General features: G+C 56.1%; 20 protein-coding genes. 12 read left to right on the top strand and 8 right to left on the bottom strand.

Features of this window, described 5'->3' with window-relative positions; all coding sequences use genetic code 11:
- Window positions 1–52 precede the first annotated feature (52 nt).
- Entirely contained in the window at window positions 53–589 is a 537-nt protein-coding gene (locus G5315_RS00765; protein ID WP_216950796.1) for a cell division protein ZapC, read from the top strand.
- Here the strand turns inward: G5315_RS00765 and G5315_RS00760 are convergent.
- Window positions 577–720, bottom strand: coding sequence for a hypothetical protein (locus G5315_RS00760; RefSeq protein ID WP_254127550.1), 144 nt, complete (start codon window positions 718–720; stop codon window positions 577–579). The two genes, G5315_RS00765 and G5315_RS00760, sit on opposite strands and share 13 nt — an antisense overlap.
- 248 nt (window positions 721–968) lie before the next feature.
- Here G5315_RS00760 and G5315_RS00755 point away from each other — a divergent pair, with 248 nt between their 5' ends.
- From G5315_RS00755 to rmf, 6 genes are all read left to right on the top strand, one after another.
- On the top strand, window positions 969–1232 hold the full coding sequence (locus tag G5315_RS00755; RefSeq protein WP_005336598.1) for a type B 50S ribosomal protein L31: 264 nt from the start codon (window positions 969–971) through the stop codon (window positions 1230–1232).
- Window positions 1233–1358: a type B 50S ribosomal protein L36 gene (gene ykgO / locus G5315_RS00750; protein WP_005336596.1), complete on the top strand. Its 126-nt coding sequence runs from the start codon at window positions 1233–1235 to the stop codon at window positions 1356–1358.
- 139 nt (window positions 1359–1497) lie between these two features.
- Entirely contained in the window at window positions 1498–3687 is a 2190-nt protein-coding gene (gene rlmKL, locus G5315_RS00745) for a bifunctional 23S rRNA (guanine(2069)-N(7))-methyltransferase RlmK/23S rRNA (guanine(2445)-N(2))-methyltransferase RlmL (RefSeq protein WP_421262625.1), read from the top strand.
- Window positions 3687–3917: a glutaredoxin family protein gene (locus tag G5315_RS00740; RefSeq protein ID WP_201951089.1), complete on the top strand. Its 231-nt coding sequence runs from the start codon at window positions 3687–3689 to the stop codon at window positions 3915–3917. The genes rlmKL and G5315_RS00740 overlap by 1 nt, the downstream gene beginning before the upstream one ends.
- Window positions 3918–3990: 73 nt before the next feature.
- Entirely contained in the window at window positions 3991–5901 is a 1911-nt protein-coding gene (locus G5315_RS00735; protein ID WP_421332106.1) for an ABC transporter ATP-binding protein, read from the top strand.
- A 158-nt stretch (window positions 5902–6059) separates the two neighbouring features.
- Window positions 6060–6239, top strand: coding sequence for a ribosome modulation factor (gene rmf / locus G5315_RS00730; RefSeq protein ID WP_005315693.1), 180 nt, complete (start codon window positions 6060–6062; stop codon window positions 6237–6239).
- A gap of 84 nt (window positions 6240–6323) precedes the next feature.
- Here rmf and fabA read toward each other — a convergent pair whose 3' ends face one another.
- Window positions 6324–6863, bottom strand: a complete 540-nt coding sequence (fabA, locus tag G5315_RS00725; RefSeq protein WP_216954370.1) for a 3-hydroxyacyl-[acyl-carrier-protein] dehydratase FabA — start codon at window positions 6861–6863, stop codon at window positions 6324–6326.
- Between the two features lie 97 nt (window positions 6864–6960).
- Entirely contained in the window at window positions 6961–8937 is a 1977-nt protein-coding gene (locus tag G5315_RS00720) for a Lon protease family protein (protein ID WP_421204908.1), read from the bottom strand.
- 140 nt (window positions 8938–9077) lie between these two features.
- Here G5315_RS00720 and G5315_RS00715 point away from each other — a divergent pair, with 140 nt between their 5' ends.
- Entirely contained in the window at window positions 9078–9509 is a 432-nt protein-coding gene (locus G5315_RS00715; protein WP_216953578.1) for a hypothetical protein, read from the top strand.
- Between the two features lie 24 nt (window positions 9510–9533).
- Here the strand turns inward: G5315_RS00715 and G5315_RS00710 are convergent, their stop codons facing one another.
- The 4 genes from G5315_RS00710 to G5315_RS00695 all read right to left on the bottom strand — a co-directional run bounded on the left by G5315_RS00710 (window position 9534) and on the right by G5315_RS00695 (window position 12908).
- Window positions 9534–9683 carry a hypothetical protein gene (locus tag G5315_RS00710; RefSeq protein ID WP_216953579.1) on the bottom strand — a complete coding sequence of 50 codons (150 nt, stop codon included), beginning with the start codon at window positions 9681–9683 and terminating at the stop codon, window positions 9534–9536.
- A gap of 725 nt (window positions 9684–10408) precedes the next feature.
- The gene (locus G5315_RS00705) at window positions 10409–10873 is read right to left on the bottom strand and encodes a hypothetical protein (RefSeq protein ID WP_421332105.1); all 465 of its coding nucleotides are present in this window, start codon (window positions 10871–10873) and stop codon (window positions 10409–10411) included.
- Window positions 10874–10944: 71 nt separating this feature from the next.
- Window positions 10945–12225, bottom strand: a complete 1281-nt coding sequence (locus G5315_RS00700) for a tyrosine-type recombinase/integrase (protein WP_421332376.1) — start codon at window positions 12223–12225, stop codon at window positions 10945–10947.
- A gap of 380 nt (window positions 12226–12605) precedes the next feature.
- Window positions 12606–12908, bottom strand: a complete 303-nt coding sequence (locus tag G5315_RS00695) for a YebG family protein (RefSeq protein ID WP_216953581.1) — start codon at window positions 12906–12908, stop codon at window positions 12606–12608.
- Between the two features lie 170 nt (window positions 12909–13078).
- Between G5315_RS00695 and G5315_RS00690 the strand changes: the two genes are divergently transcribed.
- Window positions 13079–13954, top strand: coding sequence for an esterase/lipase family protein (locus G5315_RS00690; RefSeq protein WP_376901029.1), 876 nt, complete (start codon window positions 13079–13081; stop codon window positions 13952–13954).
- 90 nt (window positions 13955–14044) lie between these two features.
- On the opposite strand, the gene G5315_RS00685 is transcribed toward G5315_RS00690, so the two are convergent.
- The gene (locus tag G5315_RS00685) at window positions 14045–16018 is read right to left on the bottom strand and encodes an SDR family oxidoreductase (protein WP_421332104.1); all 1974 of its coding nucleotides are present in this window, start codon (window positions 16016–16018) and stop codon (window positions 14045–14047) included.
- Between the two features lie 248 nt (window positions 16019–16266).
- On the opposite strand from G5315_RS00685, the gene G5315_RS00680 reads away from it, so the two are divergent.
- The 3 genes from G5315_RS00680 to G5315_RS00670 all read left to right on the top strand — a co-directional run bounded on the left by G5315_RS00680 (window position 16267) and on the right by G5315_RS00670 (window position 18764).
- Entirely contained in the window at window positions 16267–16839 is a 573-nt protein-coding gene (locus G5315_RS00680) for a phasin family protein (protein WP_005333118.1), read from the top strand.
- A gap of 94 nt (window positions 16840–16933) precedes the next feature.
- Window positions 16934–18121: a patatin-like phospholipase family protein gene (locus G5315_RS00675; RefSeq protein WP_421332102.1), complete on the top strand. Its 1188-nt coding sequence runs from the start codon at window positions 16934–16936 to the stop codon at window positions 18119–18121.
- Between the two features lies 1 nt (window position 18122).
- The gene (locus G5315_RS00670; protein WP_421332101.1) at window positions 18123–18764 is read left to right on the top strand and encodes a TetR/AcrR family transcriptional regulator; all 642 of its coding nucleotides are present in this window, start codon (window positions 18123–18125) and stop codon (window positions 18762–18764) included.
- The last annotated feature ends 7 nt before the right edge of the window (window positions 18765–18771 follow it).

The following is an 18771-nucleotide window of genomic DNA, read 5'->3' as shown; positions in this document are numbered from 1 at the left end:
TTCCTGCATATGGAATAAAGTCAACTGGTAATTATCAAGTAAGGGCTCCAACATGTTTATCCAACCGACCGATAGCTGGCAATGGCACTATGATGCCCAGAGTGACCGTCTGATGTTGGACCTGTCTGATAACATGTTATTTGCGACCGAGTATAAAGGGCGGCAATTGGTGCCCAGCTCGTTTACGACCCAACCTTTTTGTGTCGATGATGCAGCCCTCTATTATCAGTTGATGGATAAAGCAGTCGAACTTGAGTGGAGTATTCCCCATCAGGTTCAGTTGGTGCTTAATGCCATCGCGGTCAGTCGTTTTTATAAACCCCTGATGCCGCAAAGCTGGTTTTTTAGTGAACAGCATCCGCAAGTGATCCCGCAAAACGGTGATCTGGTCTTGATGAATACACCTCATGGCAACGGCGAATTTATGGTCATTGAGACAGGGGAGCAGGCCAGCGTCTGTTTGAACCTCACAGCCGATCTGGTATTGACCACCAGTAAAACTCTGCCGCGTTTCGGGGTGATCAAGGTGATGAATAACCGGATGAAGCCGCGTATTACCGTGACCGAGCAATATCGTCAGGTCAGTTGATATATATTCATCAATCTTTTTATCTCTGTGATTACACCGCTGCCTGTTTTAACTGTGGACACCTCAATCGCGCCTCGTTTCTGATCCTTCATTGATCCGCGAACATCTTGCCCATTCTCATTGATCTTCATGGTTGTGATCCAGCCTCTCTGAGGCTTATTACATCCACTTGTACCTTGTGTTCTGACCCACGCAGTATCTTGGTCTTCCGTGCTGCAAGCATGGTGTCTCATTCTTGTTTCGTTCTGCTTGCCTAGTGCCTCCACCTCGCTATCAACACATCACTCACTGCTGCGATTTTCTACATACGACATTTTATGCTTGAAACGAGAGCTATTCTCACTTACATTTTGTTACAACATAACAAAATGGAGTTGCCATGAAGCCTCATATTCATCCTGATTATCGTTTGGTGCTGTTCCATGACACGGCAGCAGATGCCTTTTTCCTGGTCGGGTCAACCATCAAGAGCGATCGCCGCTATACGTGGCAAGACGGGAAGGAGTATCCCTACGTATCGCTCGATGTTTCCAGCCAGTCGCACTCGTTCTATACCGGCAAGCAGAAGCAGGTATCGAGTGAGGGGAGTGTGGCCCGTTTCAACAAGCGCTTTGGCGCATTTTCAAGCAAGAAGGAGTCCTGAATGCAGGTCGTCTGTTCACTCAAATCCGCAAGGGCGCGTCATCCCGATTGTCAGTTGGTGCGTCGTCGGGGCAAATTGTTCGTGATTTGCAAAAGCAATCCCCGCTTCAAGGCTCGTATGAAGTGATCCGCTAAATGATGTCTGGCCCCATGATCTCGCCATCGGGTAGTCATGGGGCCTTTTACCTTTTCGCCACCTATCAATCTGTTTCCATCCTGCTGTTTGCGCCGACTTTTGCATGCTCCAGCCCGCCTGATGAGGTATAATGCGGCACTATTTTTATGGGTTCCCCGTGAGCGTGATGAAAGAATTTTTTGCAACCTGCCCCAAGGGGCTGGAAAACCTGTTGGCCGATGAGCTGACCAATCTTGGCGCAGAGCAGGTCCGTGAGACCGTGGCTGGCGTCCATTTCAAAGGCGAACTGGCGATTGGCTACAAGGCCTGTCTGTGGAGCCGTTTTGCCTCCCGCATCGTGCTGGTGCTCTCCGAATTCCAGATGAACGACGATCTGGATCTCTATCTGGGCGCCCACACCATCCCCTGGGAAGAGCACTTCTCCGGTACCTCTACCATCGCGGTGGACTTTACCGGTACCAACCCTGCCATTCGCAATACCCAATATGGCGCGCTGAAAATCAAGGATGCCATCGTCGACCGCTTCACCAAGCGCGGTCACGTGCGTCCGGACGTGGACAAAAAGGCGCCGGATATTCGCATCATGGCGCACCTGGGCAAAGGCAAGGCCAATATCACGCTGGACTTGTCAGGCCCGGCGCTGCACCAGCGTTTCTATCGTCAGGGCACGGGTGAAGCACCACTCAAAGAGAACCTGGCCTGCGCCATGATTGCCCGTAGCGGCTGGGCCGGTGAGCCCATGATGGACCCCATGTGCGGTTCCGGTACCTTGCTGATTGAAGCGGCCTTTATCGCCGCCGACATGGCGCCTGCGCTGCGCCGCGAGCGCTTCGGTTTCGATCGCTGGCTGCAGCACGATAGCGAGCTGTGGCAGAGCCTGATGATGGAAGCGCAAGTGCGTGCCAAACGCGGCATGCAACGTTGCGAAGTGAAGCTGTTTGGCTGTGATGCCGACCAGCGCGTGCTGCTCAAAGCTCGCGACAATGCCAAAGCGGCCGGTGTGGCCCATCTCATCACCTTCAAGCAGGCCGATGTCACCAAGCTGGAAAACCCGCTGCCGATGCCTGCCCCTGTTGAAGGGGAAGAAGGTCAAGGGGAGGCCCGCCAGGTCGGTATGCTGATCTCCAACCCGCCTTATGGCGAGCGTCTTGGCGAGTTCCCGGCCCTGCTGGAAGTGCATCAGGCCCTCGGCGATGCCCTGCGTCGCAGCTTCCAGGGTTGGAAAGTCTCCATTCTTTCTGCATCGCCCGAGCTGCTCAGCTGTCTGCGCCTGCGCGCCGACAAACAATATCGCCTGTTCAACGGCGCCCTCGAGTGTCAGCTGCGCAATTATCAAATCGCACTGGACTCCGTGGCCTCGCAAAAAGAGGTGGCACAGGACTTTGCCAACCGTCTGCGCAAGAATCTGAAGGCGCTCGAGAAGTGGGCCAAGAAAGAGAATCTCGACTGCTACCGTCTCTACGACGCCGACCTGCCTGAGTACAACGCCGCCATCGACCGTTATCAGGACTATCTGGTGGTGCAGGAGTACGCGGCGCCCAAGGATATTCCTGCCCAGAAGACCCGTCAGCGTCTGCTCGACATGGTGCAAGCCGCCATCAAGGTGACCGGGATGGACGGCGAGAAGGTGATCCTGAAAGTACGCGAGCGTCAGGAGGGCAAGCAGCAGTACCAGAAGCTATCCGAAGAGCAGCACCGGATGGAAGTGCAGGAGTATGGTGCCCGTCTGTGGGTCAACCTCTACGACTACCTCGATACCGGTCTGTTCCTCGACCATCGTCAGACCCGCCGCATGCTGGGTCAGATGGCCAAGGGCAAGCGCTTCCTGAACCTCTTTGCCTACACCGGCAGTGCCACCGTGCACGCGGGTCTTGGCGGTGCCAGCGAGACCACCACAGTGGATATGTCGCGCACTTACCTCAACTGGGCACAGGACAACATGCGCCTCAACTCGCTGGTGGGCCGTCAGCACAAGTTCGTGCAGGCTGACTGCCTGAAGTGGCTGTCTGAAGCGGACGAGCAGTACGACCTCATCTTCATCGATCCGCCCACCTTCTCCAACTCCAAGCGGATGGATGAGAGCTTCGATGTGCAGCGCGATCACCTGCTGCTCATGCAGCACCTGAAGCGTTTGCTGGCTGCTGGTGGCACCTTGGTGTTCTCCAACAACAAGCGCCACTTCAAGATGGATCTGGCCGGTCTCGAGGCCATCGGTCTCAAAGCGCAGAACATCACCGGCAAGACCCGGCCCAAGGATTTCGAGCGCAACCAGCACATCCACAACTGCTGGATCATCACCCATGCGGAGGCTGAGGCTTGATGCTGACCCTGTTTCACACCGACGGTTGCCACCTGTGTGAGCAAGCTTGGGCGCTGGTGGAGGAGGCGGGGGCAAGCGATGTGACCCGCCGCTGCGACATCATGGACGATGCCAGCTGGCTTGAGGCCTATCGGGTGCGTATTCCGGTGCTGCGGGACGAGGCTGGCCGCGAGCTGGGCTGGCCCTTCACGCTGGTGGAGCTCAAAGGCTGGCTCGCTCGTCAGGGTTGATTTGTGATTTGACGATGAAACGGGAGCAGACCCAGTCTGTTGCCCGTTTTTTCATATGAGATAAGGAACGAACATGGCTCTTTTAACATTGCACGGCGCGTGTCTGTCGTTCAGTGATTTTCCGTTGCTCGACAAGGCCGAGCTGACCATAGAGCGAGGCGAGCGCCTCTGTCTGGTGGGCCGCAACGGGGCGGGCAAGTCCACCCTGATGAAGGTAATTGCCGGTGAATTGCCCCTCGATGATGGCCGTCTGGTGTTGCAGCAGGACTTGAAAGTGACTCGTCTTGAGCAGGATCCGCCCACCTCGAGCGAGCTCACCGTGTTTGATTACGCCGCCGAAGGGCTGGCCGGAGTCGGTGAGCTGCTCAAGCAGTATCACCACGTCTCCATGGCGCTGGCGAGTGACCCGTCCGATGCCAACATTCGCAAGATGAGCCAGCTGCAGGAGCAGCTCGATTATCAGAATGGCTGGCAGTACGAGACCCGCATCAATCAGGTGCTGACCCTGCTTGGTCTTGATCCTGACGTGACCCTCGACAGTCTCTCCGGTGGCTGGCTGCGCAAGGTAGCGCTGGCCCGTGCACTGGCATGCGATCCCGATCTGCTGCTGCTCGATGAGCCGACCAACCACCTGGATATCGAGGCCATCAACTGGCTGGAAGAGTTCCTCAAGGATTTCCGTGGCGCCATCGTTTTCATCTCCCACGACCGTGAGTTCATCCACAAGCTGGCGACCCGGATCATCGATCTGGATCGCGGCGTGATCACCTCCTGGCCCGGCAACTATGACGAGTACCAGCAGGGCAAAGAGGAGTGGCTGCGGGTCGAAGAGCTGAAAAATGCTGAGTTCGATCGCAAGCTGGCGCAGGAGGAGTTGTGGGTACGCCAGGGGATCAAGGCGCGCCGTACCCGTAACGAGGGGCGAGTGCGCGCCCTCAAGGCGATGCGCATGGAGCGTACCCAGCGTCGCGAACTGCAGGGCAAAGCCAAGCTGCAACTCGACGAGGCGAGCCGCTCCGGCAAGCTGGTATTTGAAGCTGAAGGGTTGGGACTCGACTTTGGTGATCGCACCCTGTTCGAGGGGCTGGATCTGCAGGTGCTGCGTGGGGACAAGATTGCGCTGGTCGGCCCCAACGGTTGCGGCAAGTCGACCCTGATCAAGCTGCTGCTGGGTCAGCTAGATGCCACTCGTGGTTCGGTGCGTCAGGGTACCAATCTGGAAGTGGCCTACTTCGATCAGTACCGCGAACAGCTCGATCCCGAGCAGACGGTGGTGGACAACGTCGGGGAGGGCAAGCAGGAAGTGATGGTGCGCGGTCGCTCCCGCCATATCCTCGGCTATCTGCAGGACTTCCTGTTTGAACCCAAGAGGGCCAGAACGCCGGTCAAGGCGCTTTCTGGCGGTGAGAAAAACCGTTTGCTGCTGGCCAAGCTGTTCCTTAAACCCAGCAACCTGCTGATCCTCGACGAACCGACCAACGACCTCGACGTCGAGACTCTGGAGCTGCTGGAAGAGCTGCTGGCGGACTATCCAGGCACTCTGCTGCTGGTCAGTCACGATCGTCGCTTCATCGACAATACGGTAACCGGTTGCTGGCTGTTTGAGGGGGATGGCCGCATCAGCGACTACGTGGGCGGCTATGCCGACATGATTGCGACCCGCGAGCAGCAGCGTGCTCAGCAACAGGCCAAGAGCACGCCTGTGAAGGCTCCCGAGCCGGTAGCCACAGTGAGCGAAGCGCCGAAGAAAGGCAAAAAACTCTCCTACAAGCTACAGCTTGAACTGGATGGTCTGCCGGCGCGTCTTGAGCAGCTGGAAGCCGAACTCGATGCGCTGCAAAGCGAGATCAACCAGCCCGGTTTCTTCTCCCTGCCAAGCGAGCAGACCCAGCCCAAACTGGCCGAATTGAGTGCAGCCGAGACGGCGCTGGAGGAGGCATTTGCTCGTTGGGAAGAGCTGGAAGGACTCAAAAATCAGGAGTAAGTTCCCTGTAATTAAAACTTAATCCAGTTCAGTGCCTTGTGTCACATAGCCCGGTTAGGGTGGAAGTTTTTGTTTGACCGAGTGCGCTCGCAGGAGTAAAGATGAAAGCGACCGATGAGAATTTGGTCGCTTTTTTTGTTCCACGAAGAGGGTCGTAGATGATGAAGAGACAGAAGCGGGACCGTCTGGAAAGAGCTCGTGCTCGTGGTTATCAGGCTGGCGTGGTCGGCAAACAGAAAGAAGCGTGTCCGTATCAATGCCTGGATGCCCGTGGGCATTGGCTGGGTGGTTGGCGTGACGCCATGGAAGGGCGGGGCTCAGGCCTCTTCATGAAGTAGCAGGTACTTCATCACTCATTACAAAAGGAAAGGGGCCGTTGTGGCCCCTTTGCGTTAATGCTGTTTTACCACCAATCAGAGAGATCAGAATGCGGTGGTATCTTTGAAGAGGCCCACTTTCAGGTCGGTGGCGCTGTAGATCGGACGGCCGTCGACTTCGACCACACCATCAGCAATTCCCATCACCAGCTTGCGGTTGATGACCCGCTTGAAGGTGATCTTGTAGGTCACTTTCTTGGCGGTCGGCAGGATCTGGCCGGTGAATTTCACTTCACCCACGCCCAGAGCACGACCCTTGCCAGGACCGCCTTTCCAGCCTAGGAAGAAGCCAACCAGCTGCCACATGGCGTCCAGACCGAGACAGCCAGGCATCACGGGATCGCCGGGGAAGTGACAATCGAAGAACCAGAGATCAGGGGTAATGTCGAGCTCTGCGAGGATCTCTCCCTTGCCGTGCTCGCCGCCGTGGTCGTTAATCTTGACGATGCGATCCATCATCAACATGTTGGGGGCGGGCAGCTGACTGTTACCCTCACCAAACAGTTCGCCACGGCTGCAAGCCAGCAGCTCCTCACGGGTAAAAGAGTTCTTGCCCTGTTCGCACAGGGAAAGGCGGGCTTCCATGGTTGGATTGTCTACGGTCACACTGAGTTTCCTTCAAATGAATAAAGCTGCGTCAATCTAGCGTACAGTTGTTAGCTAAACAACTCCGATCACTTCATTAACGGCCCAACCAGCGCTCCAGCAGCGAGCGTAGTAGCCCGGCTTTTGCTGTGGTGCCGTTCAGTTCATCCAGACGCTCCTGAATACGGCCAAACAAGGTGTCAGGCATATCAGGCTCACCGGCCACACAACCGGTCAGTAGCTCGATGGCCTCTTCAACATGGTCCACCGGATGGATGTGGAACTGGCCTGCTTCGACCGCTGCGATCACTTCATCAGAAAGGTTTAACTGCTGCACATTGGTGCCTGGCAGAATAATCCCTTGTTTGCCGGTAAGTCCGTGGATCTTGCATACCCGGAAGAAGCCTTCAATCTTCTCGTTTACACCACCAACGGCCTGCACATTGCCAAACTGATCGACCGCGCCGGTCACGGCAAAGTGCTGATAGATAGGCTGGCGGGCGAGGGCAGAGAGCAGGGCACACAAGCCGGTCAGTGAGGCACTGTCGCCATCAATTTCGTGGTAAGACTGCTCAAACACCAGATTGGCCGACAGGGGGGAGGGGTTCTCTGCGCCAAATTTGTTGGAGAGATAGCCGTGGATAATCATCATCGCCTTGGCGTGGATATGACCGGCCAGCTCAGCTTTGCGCTCGATATCCGCCACATCGCCATCACCAAGGTGTACGGTAGCAGTGAGGCGCACCGGCTCGCCGAAGTCATAAGGGTGACCGGAGACCTGAATGACAGACAGGCCGTTGATCTGGCCAATCTCTTCGCCATCGGTTTGCAGCAGGATCTGGCCGTCGATAACCCCCTGATCGGACTGCTCAACCAGATAGTTGAGGCGGTAATCCTGCTCTTCCAGTGCGCCGCGAATATGCTCGTCGGTGACCACATCAGATTCCAGCTCCCGGGCCAGACTGTCAGCCATCCGCATGATGGCGGAGAGTTGCACTTCGGAGAGCGACAACCACTCCTGATGGTCACAGAGGCGGCTGGCATGACGACAAAGGGCGGCGAGGGCGGCTGGCGTGAAGTCCAGCAGGTTCCAGCGCTGGCGCAGCCAGGCCAGGTACTGCAGAAATTCCTGCAGATCCTCTTCAATATTCACCTCTGAAACCAGATCCGCGCGCAGGAAGATGCGCTCGGACATATCGCGATCCAGCATCTGGAACTCAGCCACGTCGAGTCGGTCACCCACCAGGATCAGCTTGAGCTTGATGGGGGTCGCTTCAGGTGCAAAGAAGGGGGTTAGTGTCTTGCCTTCCTGATAGGCGTTCCAGTCCAGCTCGCCTTTTTGCATGGCATTTTTGAGCTTAAACCAAAGATGAGGCTGGTCGAGCAGCTCATCCAGTTGAAGAATAAGGTAGCCACCATTGGCCTGACGTAGCAAACCTGGTTCCAGCAAGTGCTGATTCGCGTAGACAGAACCCTGTTCTGTCTGATAGTTGATGGAACCAAACAGGGTATCCCAGTTGAGATCACGACCGTAAATTACCGGTGCTTCCTGCTCTTCGTGATGAATAAGCAGGTTGATCAGCACCGGATGCTGAAACTCCAGTCCCAATGCCACATGGGCCGCCAGATCCGAGAGAAAGTCATCGATCTTTGGATCGTTGTTTTGCTTGCGCATGATGCGGGTTACGATTCGCTCGGCATCGAGATGGTGGCTAAGCAACTTGAGTAGCTCGCCAACCATTTCGCAAAACTCAACGCCAGTACCGGGTTGCAGTCGCAGCCAGATAGGTTTGAACGGGTTGTTGAGATTCTCGGTATAGCAGAGGTCGAACAGATCGCCATCCTTACCATTGGAGTCGGCAATCAGAGTGCGGCACACATCTTCATAATCGGCACCGGGGAAACCGTTGAGCAGCATAACCGGGCAATCACCATCAAAACTGGCCAGACGTTTGATACCGGAGATTGCTCTGGGTTGCAGAGCGGCAAAGGGGATGGGCTCAAGCTCACAAAGCCTGGGGAACTGTTCAATCGCAAAAGCGGGTTTTAATTGTTCTGATGTTAATTCAGCCACTTAAGACATCCGGTCGAAGATAGGATCAATTGTTGCCATTATACACAGTTCAATAAGCGGTGACAGGAAACAAGATACTGTATTTAACATAATATGCATTATGCGCAGTGATGGGTTTCTACGTTTTGGAGTTATTTCCGATGAAACACAGCCGTCGCCCACAGGATCGACTCTTGCTGGATGCATTAACCGCCGGTGTCGATCTGTTGACACCACTGCGGCGCCATCGGTTTCGGCAGCTAGATATCAGTGTGCCCGATGACCACCAGTTGCTGTGGTTCGACGTGTTCCCGTTGGCCGGTGCGTTGGTGTTGATTCATAAGGACACCCCGTTGTGGATCTGCCGCTGGCAGTTGGTCAACCGTGTGGCGGTTATCCACGACTGGCGGGCCTTTTGGTACACCCATCAACAGGATTTTGCCCATCTGCCGCTGGAGGCGATTTGTTGGCTATCCAGTCGTTACCAGGTTAAATGGGATTCGCCCAGTGGCAGGTACTTTTGGCAGCGCTGCCTGCGGGAGGCCCGCGCCCGTGGCCTGTCGGTGAACGCTAGTGCTATAGGCCAGCCCTAAACATTGCTCACCGGGTTGGATGGCTCAGGCATGATCGATTGGCGCGACCTCGCGGCGTGCAGCATGGAGCTCGTCGGACATTTCCCCTGGGCTGATGCGCCGCACCACATCCACAGGCCAGGCGCTGCCGGTTTGCAGGACGCTGATGATCTCGGTCATTTCTGGGTGAGACATGTTGAAGGTCAAAAATAACAGAGTCTTTACAAATTATGCCGATAACCCCATTTATCGGCATCTCTGTGAGAGATAACATTGAGTGAATTTAACCACTACGGCGACACAACTCCGGTCAATGCGATCCATGATGAAGAACCATCTTGATACCTTGCAGCCAAATGCAGAAGAACCTCACCTAAAGCAGGCAATGCATCGTGCTTGGTGCCATAGCGTTGGCAATAGAATTGGCTAGTTCACCAACTGCTCATTTAGCTGTACCCGAACATGTCTTGGGACCATGTCCCCTCCCCTTAGTCGATATTCTGAAACCACAAATGTCCCATCTTGAGACAAGAGTCCACTATTAGAGGCTGTCTTGACCTGGTTAAAGTAGTCGCCTTAATGGGTGGACAGATCCCCTGCCCTTACTCAAAATGCTAAAAATGCAAATTTCCCGTATTGAATAGTTCACACTTACAACAGTGCCGGATCATCAATGCCCTTGATGCAATAAGCGCTCCCTTCCCTCTTGGTTTCCGTGAATTTTATAATGGTGAATTTAACGTAACCATTCATATATTTACGTTAGGTGGCGTCTGGCTCCTGAGAGTTTTCGGTAGCCCACGACGATGACCATTCGTATAAGTCATCAAATCACCTTTTTAGACCTCAATGCACTCCACAGAGAGAATGAAAAAGACCCGCCTTTTGCGAGACGGGTTTTGTTCTTTCATTCCGGCTGATCAGGCTATTAGCCAATGTTTGCGTTTGGGTATGGGCGTTCGCGGATGGGATATGTGGACATTGCTGCACATATCCATGATTAACCTCTTCAGTTCATTCATATCGACAGAGTGAAGTGTTAACGACCAGAATGCTCTCGCCTGGCTGTAGTGCATGCCGTTGGTATAGAGCAGGGTGTCATTTTCAAAACGAAGTTGGCTACAGGGTGTCTCCATCTGCAATCCTGTTTCGGGAAACCAGATATTCAACGTGCCTGAGGGGATAAGGGTAAATTGCGCCATCAGATCGCCTTGTCCGACAATCTTGTAGGTCTTCTTGATAATGTCTATCGGCATAGGGGGTTGTCTCGATGTTTGAGCAAGCGATTTGGTTATTTTTCTCTCTGATACGGAATAAATATTGATCCCGCGGATGGCTACCTGCTCGTTCTTAACAGCCCTGCTGTTCCCTGAACCGGTTGCCATCCAGAGAAGTACAAAATAACGGCACCAGCTTGAATGAGACCTTAATGAATCACTTTTTTAGGTCACGATGCTCACCCGCCCTTTGAACGATTATCTCTCGTTTGTTGGCTCAATCTGTCTAGCGGTTTTTGTTGCGCGCTCTCATGTCGTTCGCTGTTGCTGGTGTGCAGGTATTTCGAAGTGGTGTCGATGCTGTCATGTCCTGCATCGGCTTGTACGTGGGAAAGCGGTCTCCCATGCAGGTTGATGTCATGGGTGATCCCGGTGTGGCGGATCGCATGGGGAGATAGTTGCCGCATTTCGGCCGCATCCTGGACAAATCCATCCTGCTCTGCCAATTCTGCCCCTTTACCGATGATCACCATGATCAAATCCCGTAGCTGGCGAATTCCAAGGTTGGCGTTGAGTTCCCCTTGCTCGCGACCGTGGGCTGCCGCTTTATGGCGAACGAACAGTGGCGTCTGTTCATCCGGTGTTGGCAAGGGAGAGAGACCGAGGAAACGGCGGTAGCGTTCGAGTGCCGCCAACAGCGCTTGGGATACCGCTACGGTACGCCGTTTGCCCCCTTTGCTTTGCGGAATAAAGTAGCCCCAGACGCCGGTTTTGCGATCCCGTCTGAACTGCCCCATCACAGGGGTAAAGCCCGGCCGGGCCGCCACCTCAGAGATCCGCAGATAGCAGGCATACATCAGAATGATGAGAAAACGGCTGCGCTCGTGCTGCTCCGGATGGTCGTTGGCAAGGGTATCGGCGGCCTGCATCACGTATGACCACTGCAACTCGCTGAAGACCTGCACCTGATCATTGGCCTCCAGCTGTTGCGGCCGTTTGACTCGCTGCAGTAGCAGAGCTGGATTCCTGTCCATGTACTCCTCCTGGATCAGGAACTGGAAGAAGGCGGACAAGATGGCGAGCTTGGTCTTCATCGCCTGCTCGCTTAGGCGATAGGGCAAGGTGCGGCCCAGCTCCCGCTTGCCGAGAAACGGTCGCCATTGCGGGTTGGGCAACCGCTCTCCCCACTCTTTGTCGAGGACAAACTGCGCCACGTTGCGATAGGCGATCAACTCTTCAGGGGGGGACTGACAGTAGTCGAGATAGCGGATCATGATGCGGCGAGTGAGATCTTTCGGGCTGATGGCTGCCTCGCGAAAGCACCAGTGTAAAAAAGTGGTCAGTTCGCTGCGATAGGTTTTGTAGTTGTTTTCGCTGTTGCGCTGCTCCAGCAGCCAATCAACCGCCAGTTCGTAAACCAGCCCGGCATCGGGCACATCATTGAGGCTGAGGTTGGCAAGGTACTGATTGACCTGCGGATTACCAGCTTCCAGATAGATAAGGCTGTCAAACAGCGGCATGGCTGGCGGCAAGGATAATGGTTGTTGAGTCATGGTGTTGCTTGTTGATGATGAGATGAGTCGATATGAGCCTGTGAGCCGAGTTGCTAGAAAAGGGCTCGTGATAGATGAATGCGGCTTCAATTGGGATTGGTACTGCCTCTTGTTGTTGCTGATTAAGGTAACCGGGAGCGATCTGGATAACGTTCTCTCCACTGTTTGCTCATTATTTCCTCATAGACCTGGCTGGTGTCGCTCAGTGGTGCACGCTATTCAGTTATGCATTGGATATGCACCTTTGTTAGAAAATTCTCGGGGTAAATAGCCGTAAATATGGTTTTAAATGCAAATAAAATGAATGCGGCGAGCTGTTTATCCCGAGAAATAGCAGGTCTGTGCAATCAGGCCACCTGTTTGAGTGGCTTATCCTTGCGCTTGGCTGCTGGGGCCTCTTCCTCTTTCGTGCCTGCCTGAACCTTGCCGCCGCGCAGCAGGGTTTGCAGCACATCGCGCTGTTCTGCCAGGTAGAATGCCAGACTCTCTTGCTGCTCTGGTGCCAGCTCGATCGGGGCGCCAGCCAACAGGGTCATCAACTCATCGGCCGTATCCAGCAGCTTGTCATAGGCATCGGCCTCTTTTTTGCTGGCAAAGGTCATTTTTTCCACTCCCCCACGAACAACCACATATTTGATCTCGACAGCCATGATGGCCTCCTCTTGGTGATGATGGATAGAGTATATGTATGGATATACAGTATTGCAAATAACCTCACCGGAAAAGAGTTCGCTGGGGTTTAGCGACAAAAGCCGCGCTGGATCAAGCTGTCTCAAAGTGTCATTTGACTTCCACGCCAGACTGGTCGGATCATGGCCTTATGACGATCGTACGACACCTGTTTATTCTGCTGATGGTAGAGGCGCTGCTCCTCGGGAGTATCGCCCATTTGGTCGTGGGACTCCCCTGGTTGCTGACCCTGCTGTTTGTGGTGTTTGCCCTGCTTGGGTTGCGTTGTCTGGTGGTGCTCGGCAGCTGGCTGTTTACCCGCTTCTACCCCTCCCCGGCTATCGGCCCTTGGCGCAGGGTGAAGATGATGGCGCAGGAGATGCTGGCCTACCTCTATACCTTCACCTTGTTGCTACCGTTCGAGCCTTTGCTGATGGCACCCGATCGGCTGCGTCCATGCCAGCGCCCCGTATTGTTGGTGCATGGTTACGGTTGCAGTCGCGGGATCTGGCGCACCCAGCGCGCCCGATTGGAAGCCTCAGGCCATGTGGTCGCCACCATTACCCTGATGCCACCATTTGGTCATATCGATGAGATGGTGCCGCTGCTGGCCACCCGGATTGACGATGTGCTGGCGCAGACCGGGGCTGACAAGCTGGTGTTGGTCAGTCACAGCATGGGGGGGCTGGTCTGCCGCGACTATCTGGCTATTCATGGTGGTGACAAGGTCGCGCGCCTGATCACGCTGGCTACGCCTCATCAGGGCAGTCAGCTGGCCGCCCTTGGGCTTGGGGCCAATGCCCGTGAGATGGAGCCCGGTTCCGGCTGGTTGCAGCGTTTTGCCTCTGTGCCGCTTTGCGTGCCCGGCATCTCGGTGCGCACCAGTCACGACAATGTGGTGATGCCGCAAGAGCGGCAACGATTGGTGGGAATGGAAGATATCGAGTTGCCTGCCATTGGCCATCTCTCTCTGCTCTACTCCCGTCGCACGACTGATCTGCTGCTTGATCTGTTGTCCCGAGTCTGACCCTCCTTATTCGTCCTTCAACTGTTATTCCAAATAAAACAGGGGCCTGATTGCTCAGGCCCCTGTTGATCTCTTTATCCCATCACCCGGTTAGAAGTGTATCCCCTTGATCAGGGTCGAGACGGCAACCTGATCGGCGGTCGCCTTGGACTTGTCGCCATCCTTGGGATCGGCAAAGGTGCGGAAGCTGGTGTTCATGATCACCTGGGCGACACGCGGAGCCAGAGCGTGAACCACCTGACCAAATACCCCGAGGCGAGTAGCCAGACGAACGTGCTTGTTGATGATGGTATCGCATACCAGATCGGCCGCCTCTTCTGGCGTCATCATCGGTACCTGCTCATAGACCTTGGTCGGTGCGACCATCGGCGTTTTCACCAGCGGCATATTGATGATGGAGAAGCTCACCCCCTTGTCGGCAAACTCGGAGGCGGCAGTCCGCACCCAGGCATCGAGGGCCGACTTGGAGGCAACATAGGCGGAGAAGCGCGGCGCATTGGTCAACACCCCGATGGAGGAGATGTTGATGATGTGCCCTTTTTTCTTCTCAATCATGGTGGGCAGCACCCCCATGATCACCTTGAGCGCGCCAAAGTAGTTGAGCTGCATGGTGCGCTCCAGATCGTGGAAGCGATCGAAGGAGTCCTCGATGGAGCGGCGGATGGAGCGGCCGGCATTGTTGACCAGAATATCGACGCCACCGTGATCGGCCACGATGCGAGCGGTGATCTCCTCGGCCTGCGCCAGATTGGAGAGATCCCCCTGATAGATCTCGATGGTCAGCCCCAGCTCGGCAAACTCGGCTTTAGTCTCGGCAATTTTCTGCTCGTCGCGAGCGATGGTAACGACGTTGGCCCCCGCTCCCGCCAGCTTGCGCGCGGTTGCTCGGCCAATGCCGGAGGTGGCCCCGGTCACCAGCACCACCTTGCCTTCTACCCGACCACGCAGGGAGCGATCGATGAAGAGCTCCGGGTCGAGGTGACGCTCCCAGTAATCCCACAACCGCCAGGCGTAGCTGTTCAGCGGCGGCACTTCGATGCCTGTCCCTTTCAGTACCCGCTGGGTTTCGCGACTGTCGAAACGGGTGGGATAGCTGATAAGGCGGAACACATCCTTGGGCAGACCCAGATCGGCGATGGCGGCATCGCGGATGCGGCGCACTGGCGCCATGGTCATCAGCATGGCGGTCAGGTGGCGGGGAATGAAATTAAAGAGAGAGGCGTTGATGCGGATCGCAGGCTCCGGCGCATGGGCGGCGCGGGAGAAGGTGCTCAGCATGTCGCCAACCCGCATCGGGTTGGGGTCGGTCAGGTGGAAGGTTTTGTTCTCCTCGCCCTCTTGATGGGCGATATGCACCATGGCATCGACCACAAAGTTGACCGGCACGATATTGATACGGCCCCCTTCCACCCCGATGGCTGGCATCCAGGGCGGCAGCAGACGGCGCAGCTTCTGGATGGTCTTGAAGAAGTAGTAAGGGCCGTCGATCTTGTCCATCTCGCCGGTGTTGGAGTCACCGACGACGATGCCAGGACGGTAGACGCGCCACGGAACTGTGCACTCATTGCGCACAATCCCTTCTGCTTCGTGCTTGGTCTGGAAGTAAGGCATGTCGAGGTGTTCGGCCTCATCGAACATGTCCTCGCGAAACAGACCGTCGAACAGGCCCGCTGCAGCGATGGAGCTGCAGTGGTGGAACTGCCCTGCCCCTAGCCGCTCGGCAAGTTGCACAGCCTGACGGGTCCCTTCGGTGTTGACCTGCTGCTGGATCCCGGCCTTGGCGTTGAGATCATAGATGGCAGCCAGATGGAAGAAGTGGTCGATCTTGCCGATCAACGGCTCCTGCATCTCGACCGATACCCCCAGCAGCGGTTGCGTCATGTCCCCAAAAACCGGGACTGCGCGCGATTCATCCACATTCCAGAATGAGAACAGCTCTGGCAATTTTTCCTGATGAGAGGCGCGCATCAGAAAATAGACGATACAGTCGGGATGCTGTTGGAATAACTTTTTGATCAATCGACGCCCGATAAAACCACTACCGCCAGTAATGAAATAGTTCATAAAGAGAATCCTGCTACTGATTAGGGTGTTACTAGGTTGTTAGATATATCACGATTCATATGGGAATCCGCAATTTGATTGTCGGTTCGTGAGCAAACCCTAATTTCGGTGGTGTGCCAGTTCCGTTATTAGGTAGAACCCTCTATTTTTTGTCCCTAGACTGAAGTTGAAAAATCAGTAATGCCACAACCCGATTGCAGTTTCGTTGTCGCCATTACATTTATCTGTCGTTATTCAAGGAGAAGATCATGGCTAAGAAATTGAAAGCGCTGGCAGGGTCAGTGACCGACAACCAACTCACCTCCACCATCAAGGAGTCGACCCAGCAGATCTGGTTGGCGGGTCTGGGTGCCTATGCCAAGGCACAGGAAGAGGGTGGCAAGATCTTTGAAGCGCTGGTGCAGGAAGGGGAAGCATTGCAGGCCAAAACCCGTCAGAGCGCAGATGAGAAGATTGCCGCTGTGACCGACAAGACCGCCAATACCTGGGGTCGTCTGGAGCAGGTGTTTGAAGATCGCGTGGCCCGCGCTGTGGCCAGCCTCGGCATTCCGACCCGCAAGGATATCGACAAGCTCTCCAAGCGCATGGCTGAGCTGACCGATGTGGTCCAGCAACTGCTGGATGCACAGGAAGAGGAGGCCCCTGCCGCTGAAGCCAAACCGGCTGCCGCCAAAAAGCCCGCGGCCCGCAAGCCTCCGGTAAAGAAGGCACCGGTAGCCAAGGCTAAAGAGGCCGTGGTTGAGCAGGCCGCCGATCTCCTCTCCGCCGCTGAAGATGCGGTGAAAGAGGTGAAAGCCAAAGCAGAGAGCGTCCTGCCCTGATCCCTCGCGGTGACGGAAGGTGATTGATACCGGCCCATGCCCTGCGCTGGGCCGGTCTTGTCATGGTGAATGTCATGGATAGAGAGGCGACGCTATGAGTACCATCGCAATTGCCCTTGCTGGCGGCGGGCCGCTCGGCGGCATCTACGAGATCGGTGCCTGCGCAGCCCTCTCTGACAGCATCAACGGCTTGCGCCTTGATCATGCCGATATCTATGTTGGCGTCAGTTCGGGGGCCGTGGTGGCATCGGCGCTGGCCAACGGCATTTCGCCGGCGAAGCTGGTGCGGATCCTGCTCAGTGATGATTCGGGGGAGATGTTTGACCCGGCCACCTTGCTGCGCCCCGCCTTTCGTGAATATGCCGACCGCCTGACCTCGATCCCGCCACTGGCGTGGCAGAGCCTGACCTACTATCTGGCGGCGCCCTGGAAGCGCAGCCTGTTTGAATCGCTGCAGGGGCTCTCCAAGGCCATTCCGACCGGACTGTTCGACAACCGCGGGGTGGATCGCACCCTGACCCAGTTTTTCTCTCGTCCCGGCCGCAGCAACGATTTTCGCCAGCTAAACCGCCGTCTGTTCGTGGTGGCGACCGAGCTGGATACCGGCCATCCGGTCGCCTTTGGCGGGCCGGGGCTCGATGATGTGCCCATCTCGGCGGCGGTACAGGCGTCAGCCGCCCTGCCCGGTCTCTTTCCGCCCTCCTTGATCAACGGTCGTTACTATGTGGACGGGGCGCTGATCAAGACTCTGCACGCTTCGGTAGCGCTGGAAGAGGGGGCGGATCTGGTGTTCTGCATCAATCCGCTGGTGCCCTATGATGCGGACATGGCCGCCGGTGCGCCGACCAATCTGGTGGACAGCGGTCTGCCGGTGGTGCTGGCCCAGACTTTTCGCGCCATCATCCACTCCCGCATGCATGTGGGGATGGATCGCTACAGACACCAATATCCCGACGCCGATGCCCTGCTGTTTGAGCCCTCTTCTGCCGATGGCGAGATGTTCTTCACCAATGTGTTCAGTTACCGGGATCGCCGCCGTCTCTGCGAGCACGCTTACCAGCATACCCGCCGCGATCTCTGGCAGCGTCGTGACGAGCTGGCGCCAGTGCTGGCCAAGCATGGCCTCGAGCTCAATCTGGCTGCGCTGGCCGATGAAGATCGCACCCTGCTGGCCCCCGGCATTGGCTCGGTTGCCGCCCTCGACAAGTCGCTGGAGCAGTTGCAGCACTGGCTTGCCAAACGCTATCGCCACGGCGTGCGCCGTTCATCACCAAAGGAGTAGCATGGATCGCAAACCCAAACGTCGTACCCGGGAGCGGATCCTGACCACTGCCCTCGCCTGCTTCAATCGACAAGGGGAACCCAGCGTCACCACCTCGGCCATTGCGGCCGAGATGGAGATCAGCCAGGGCAATCTGTACTACCACTTCCACAACAAGGAGGAGATCGTCAACGCCCTGTTCTGCGAATTTGAACAGCAGATGGATCGCCTGCTGGGGGCGGTCAGCACCCCGTCCGATGAGCCAGAAGATATCTGGCTCTTTCTCCACCTGATGTTTGAAGCCATCTGGCAGTACCGTTTCCTCTACTACGATATCGCGACCCTGATGAGTGGTTATCATCAGGTAGAGCACCGCTTTTCCGCCCTGCTGCGCCGCAAGGAGCAGACTGCCATCGCCATTTGCAACCATCTGCAAACGGTCGGGCTGATGGAGGGCACGGCGCAACAGATGCGCACGCTGGCGGCCAATGTGGCGCTGGTGGGCACATTCTGGATCTCTTATCAGCGGGCACTGCACCCCAAGGCGGACGCCGATATTGCCCTCGGCGTCTTTCAGGTGATGCAGCTGGTCGCACCCTATTTGCGGGCCGATGCTCGCGCTCATTTGGGCGCCCTCGCCCACCACTACACCGACAAGGTTTGATTCACAT

It is taken from the genome of Aeromonas sp. 603607, assembly GCF_049171595.1.
Taxonomy (GTDB): Bacteria; Pseudomonadota; Gammaproteobacteria; order Enterobacterales; family Aeromonadaceae; genus Aeromonas; species Aeromonas veronii.
This window is presented reverse-complemented; position numbering and strand designations above follow the sequence as displayed.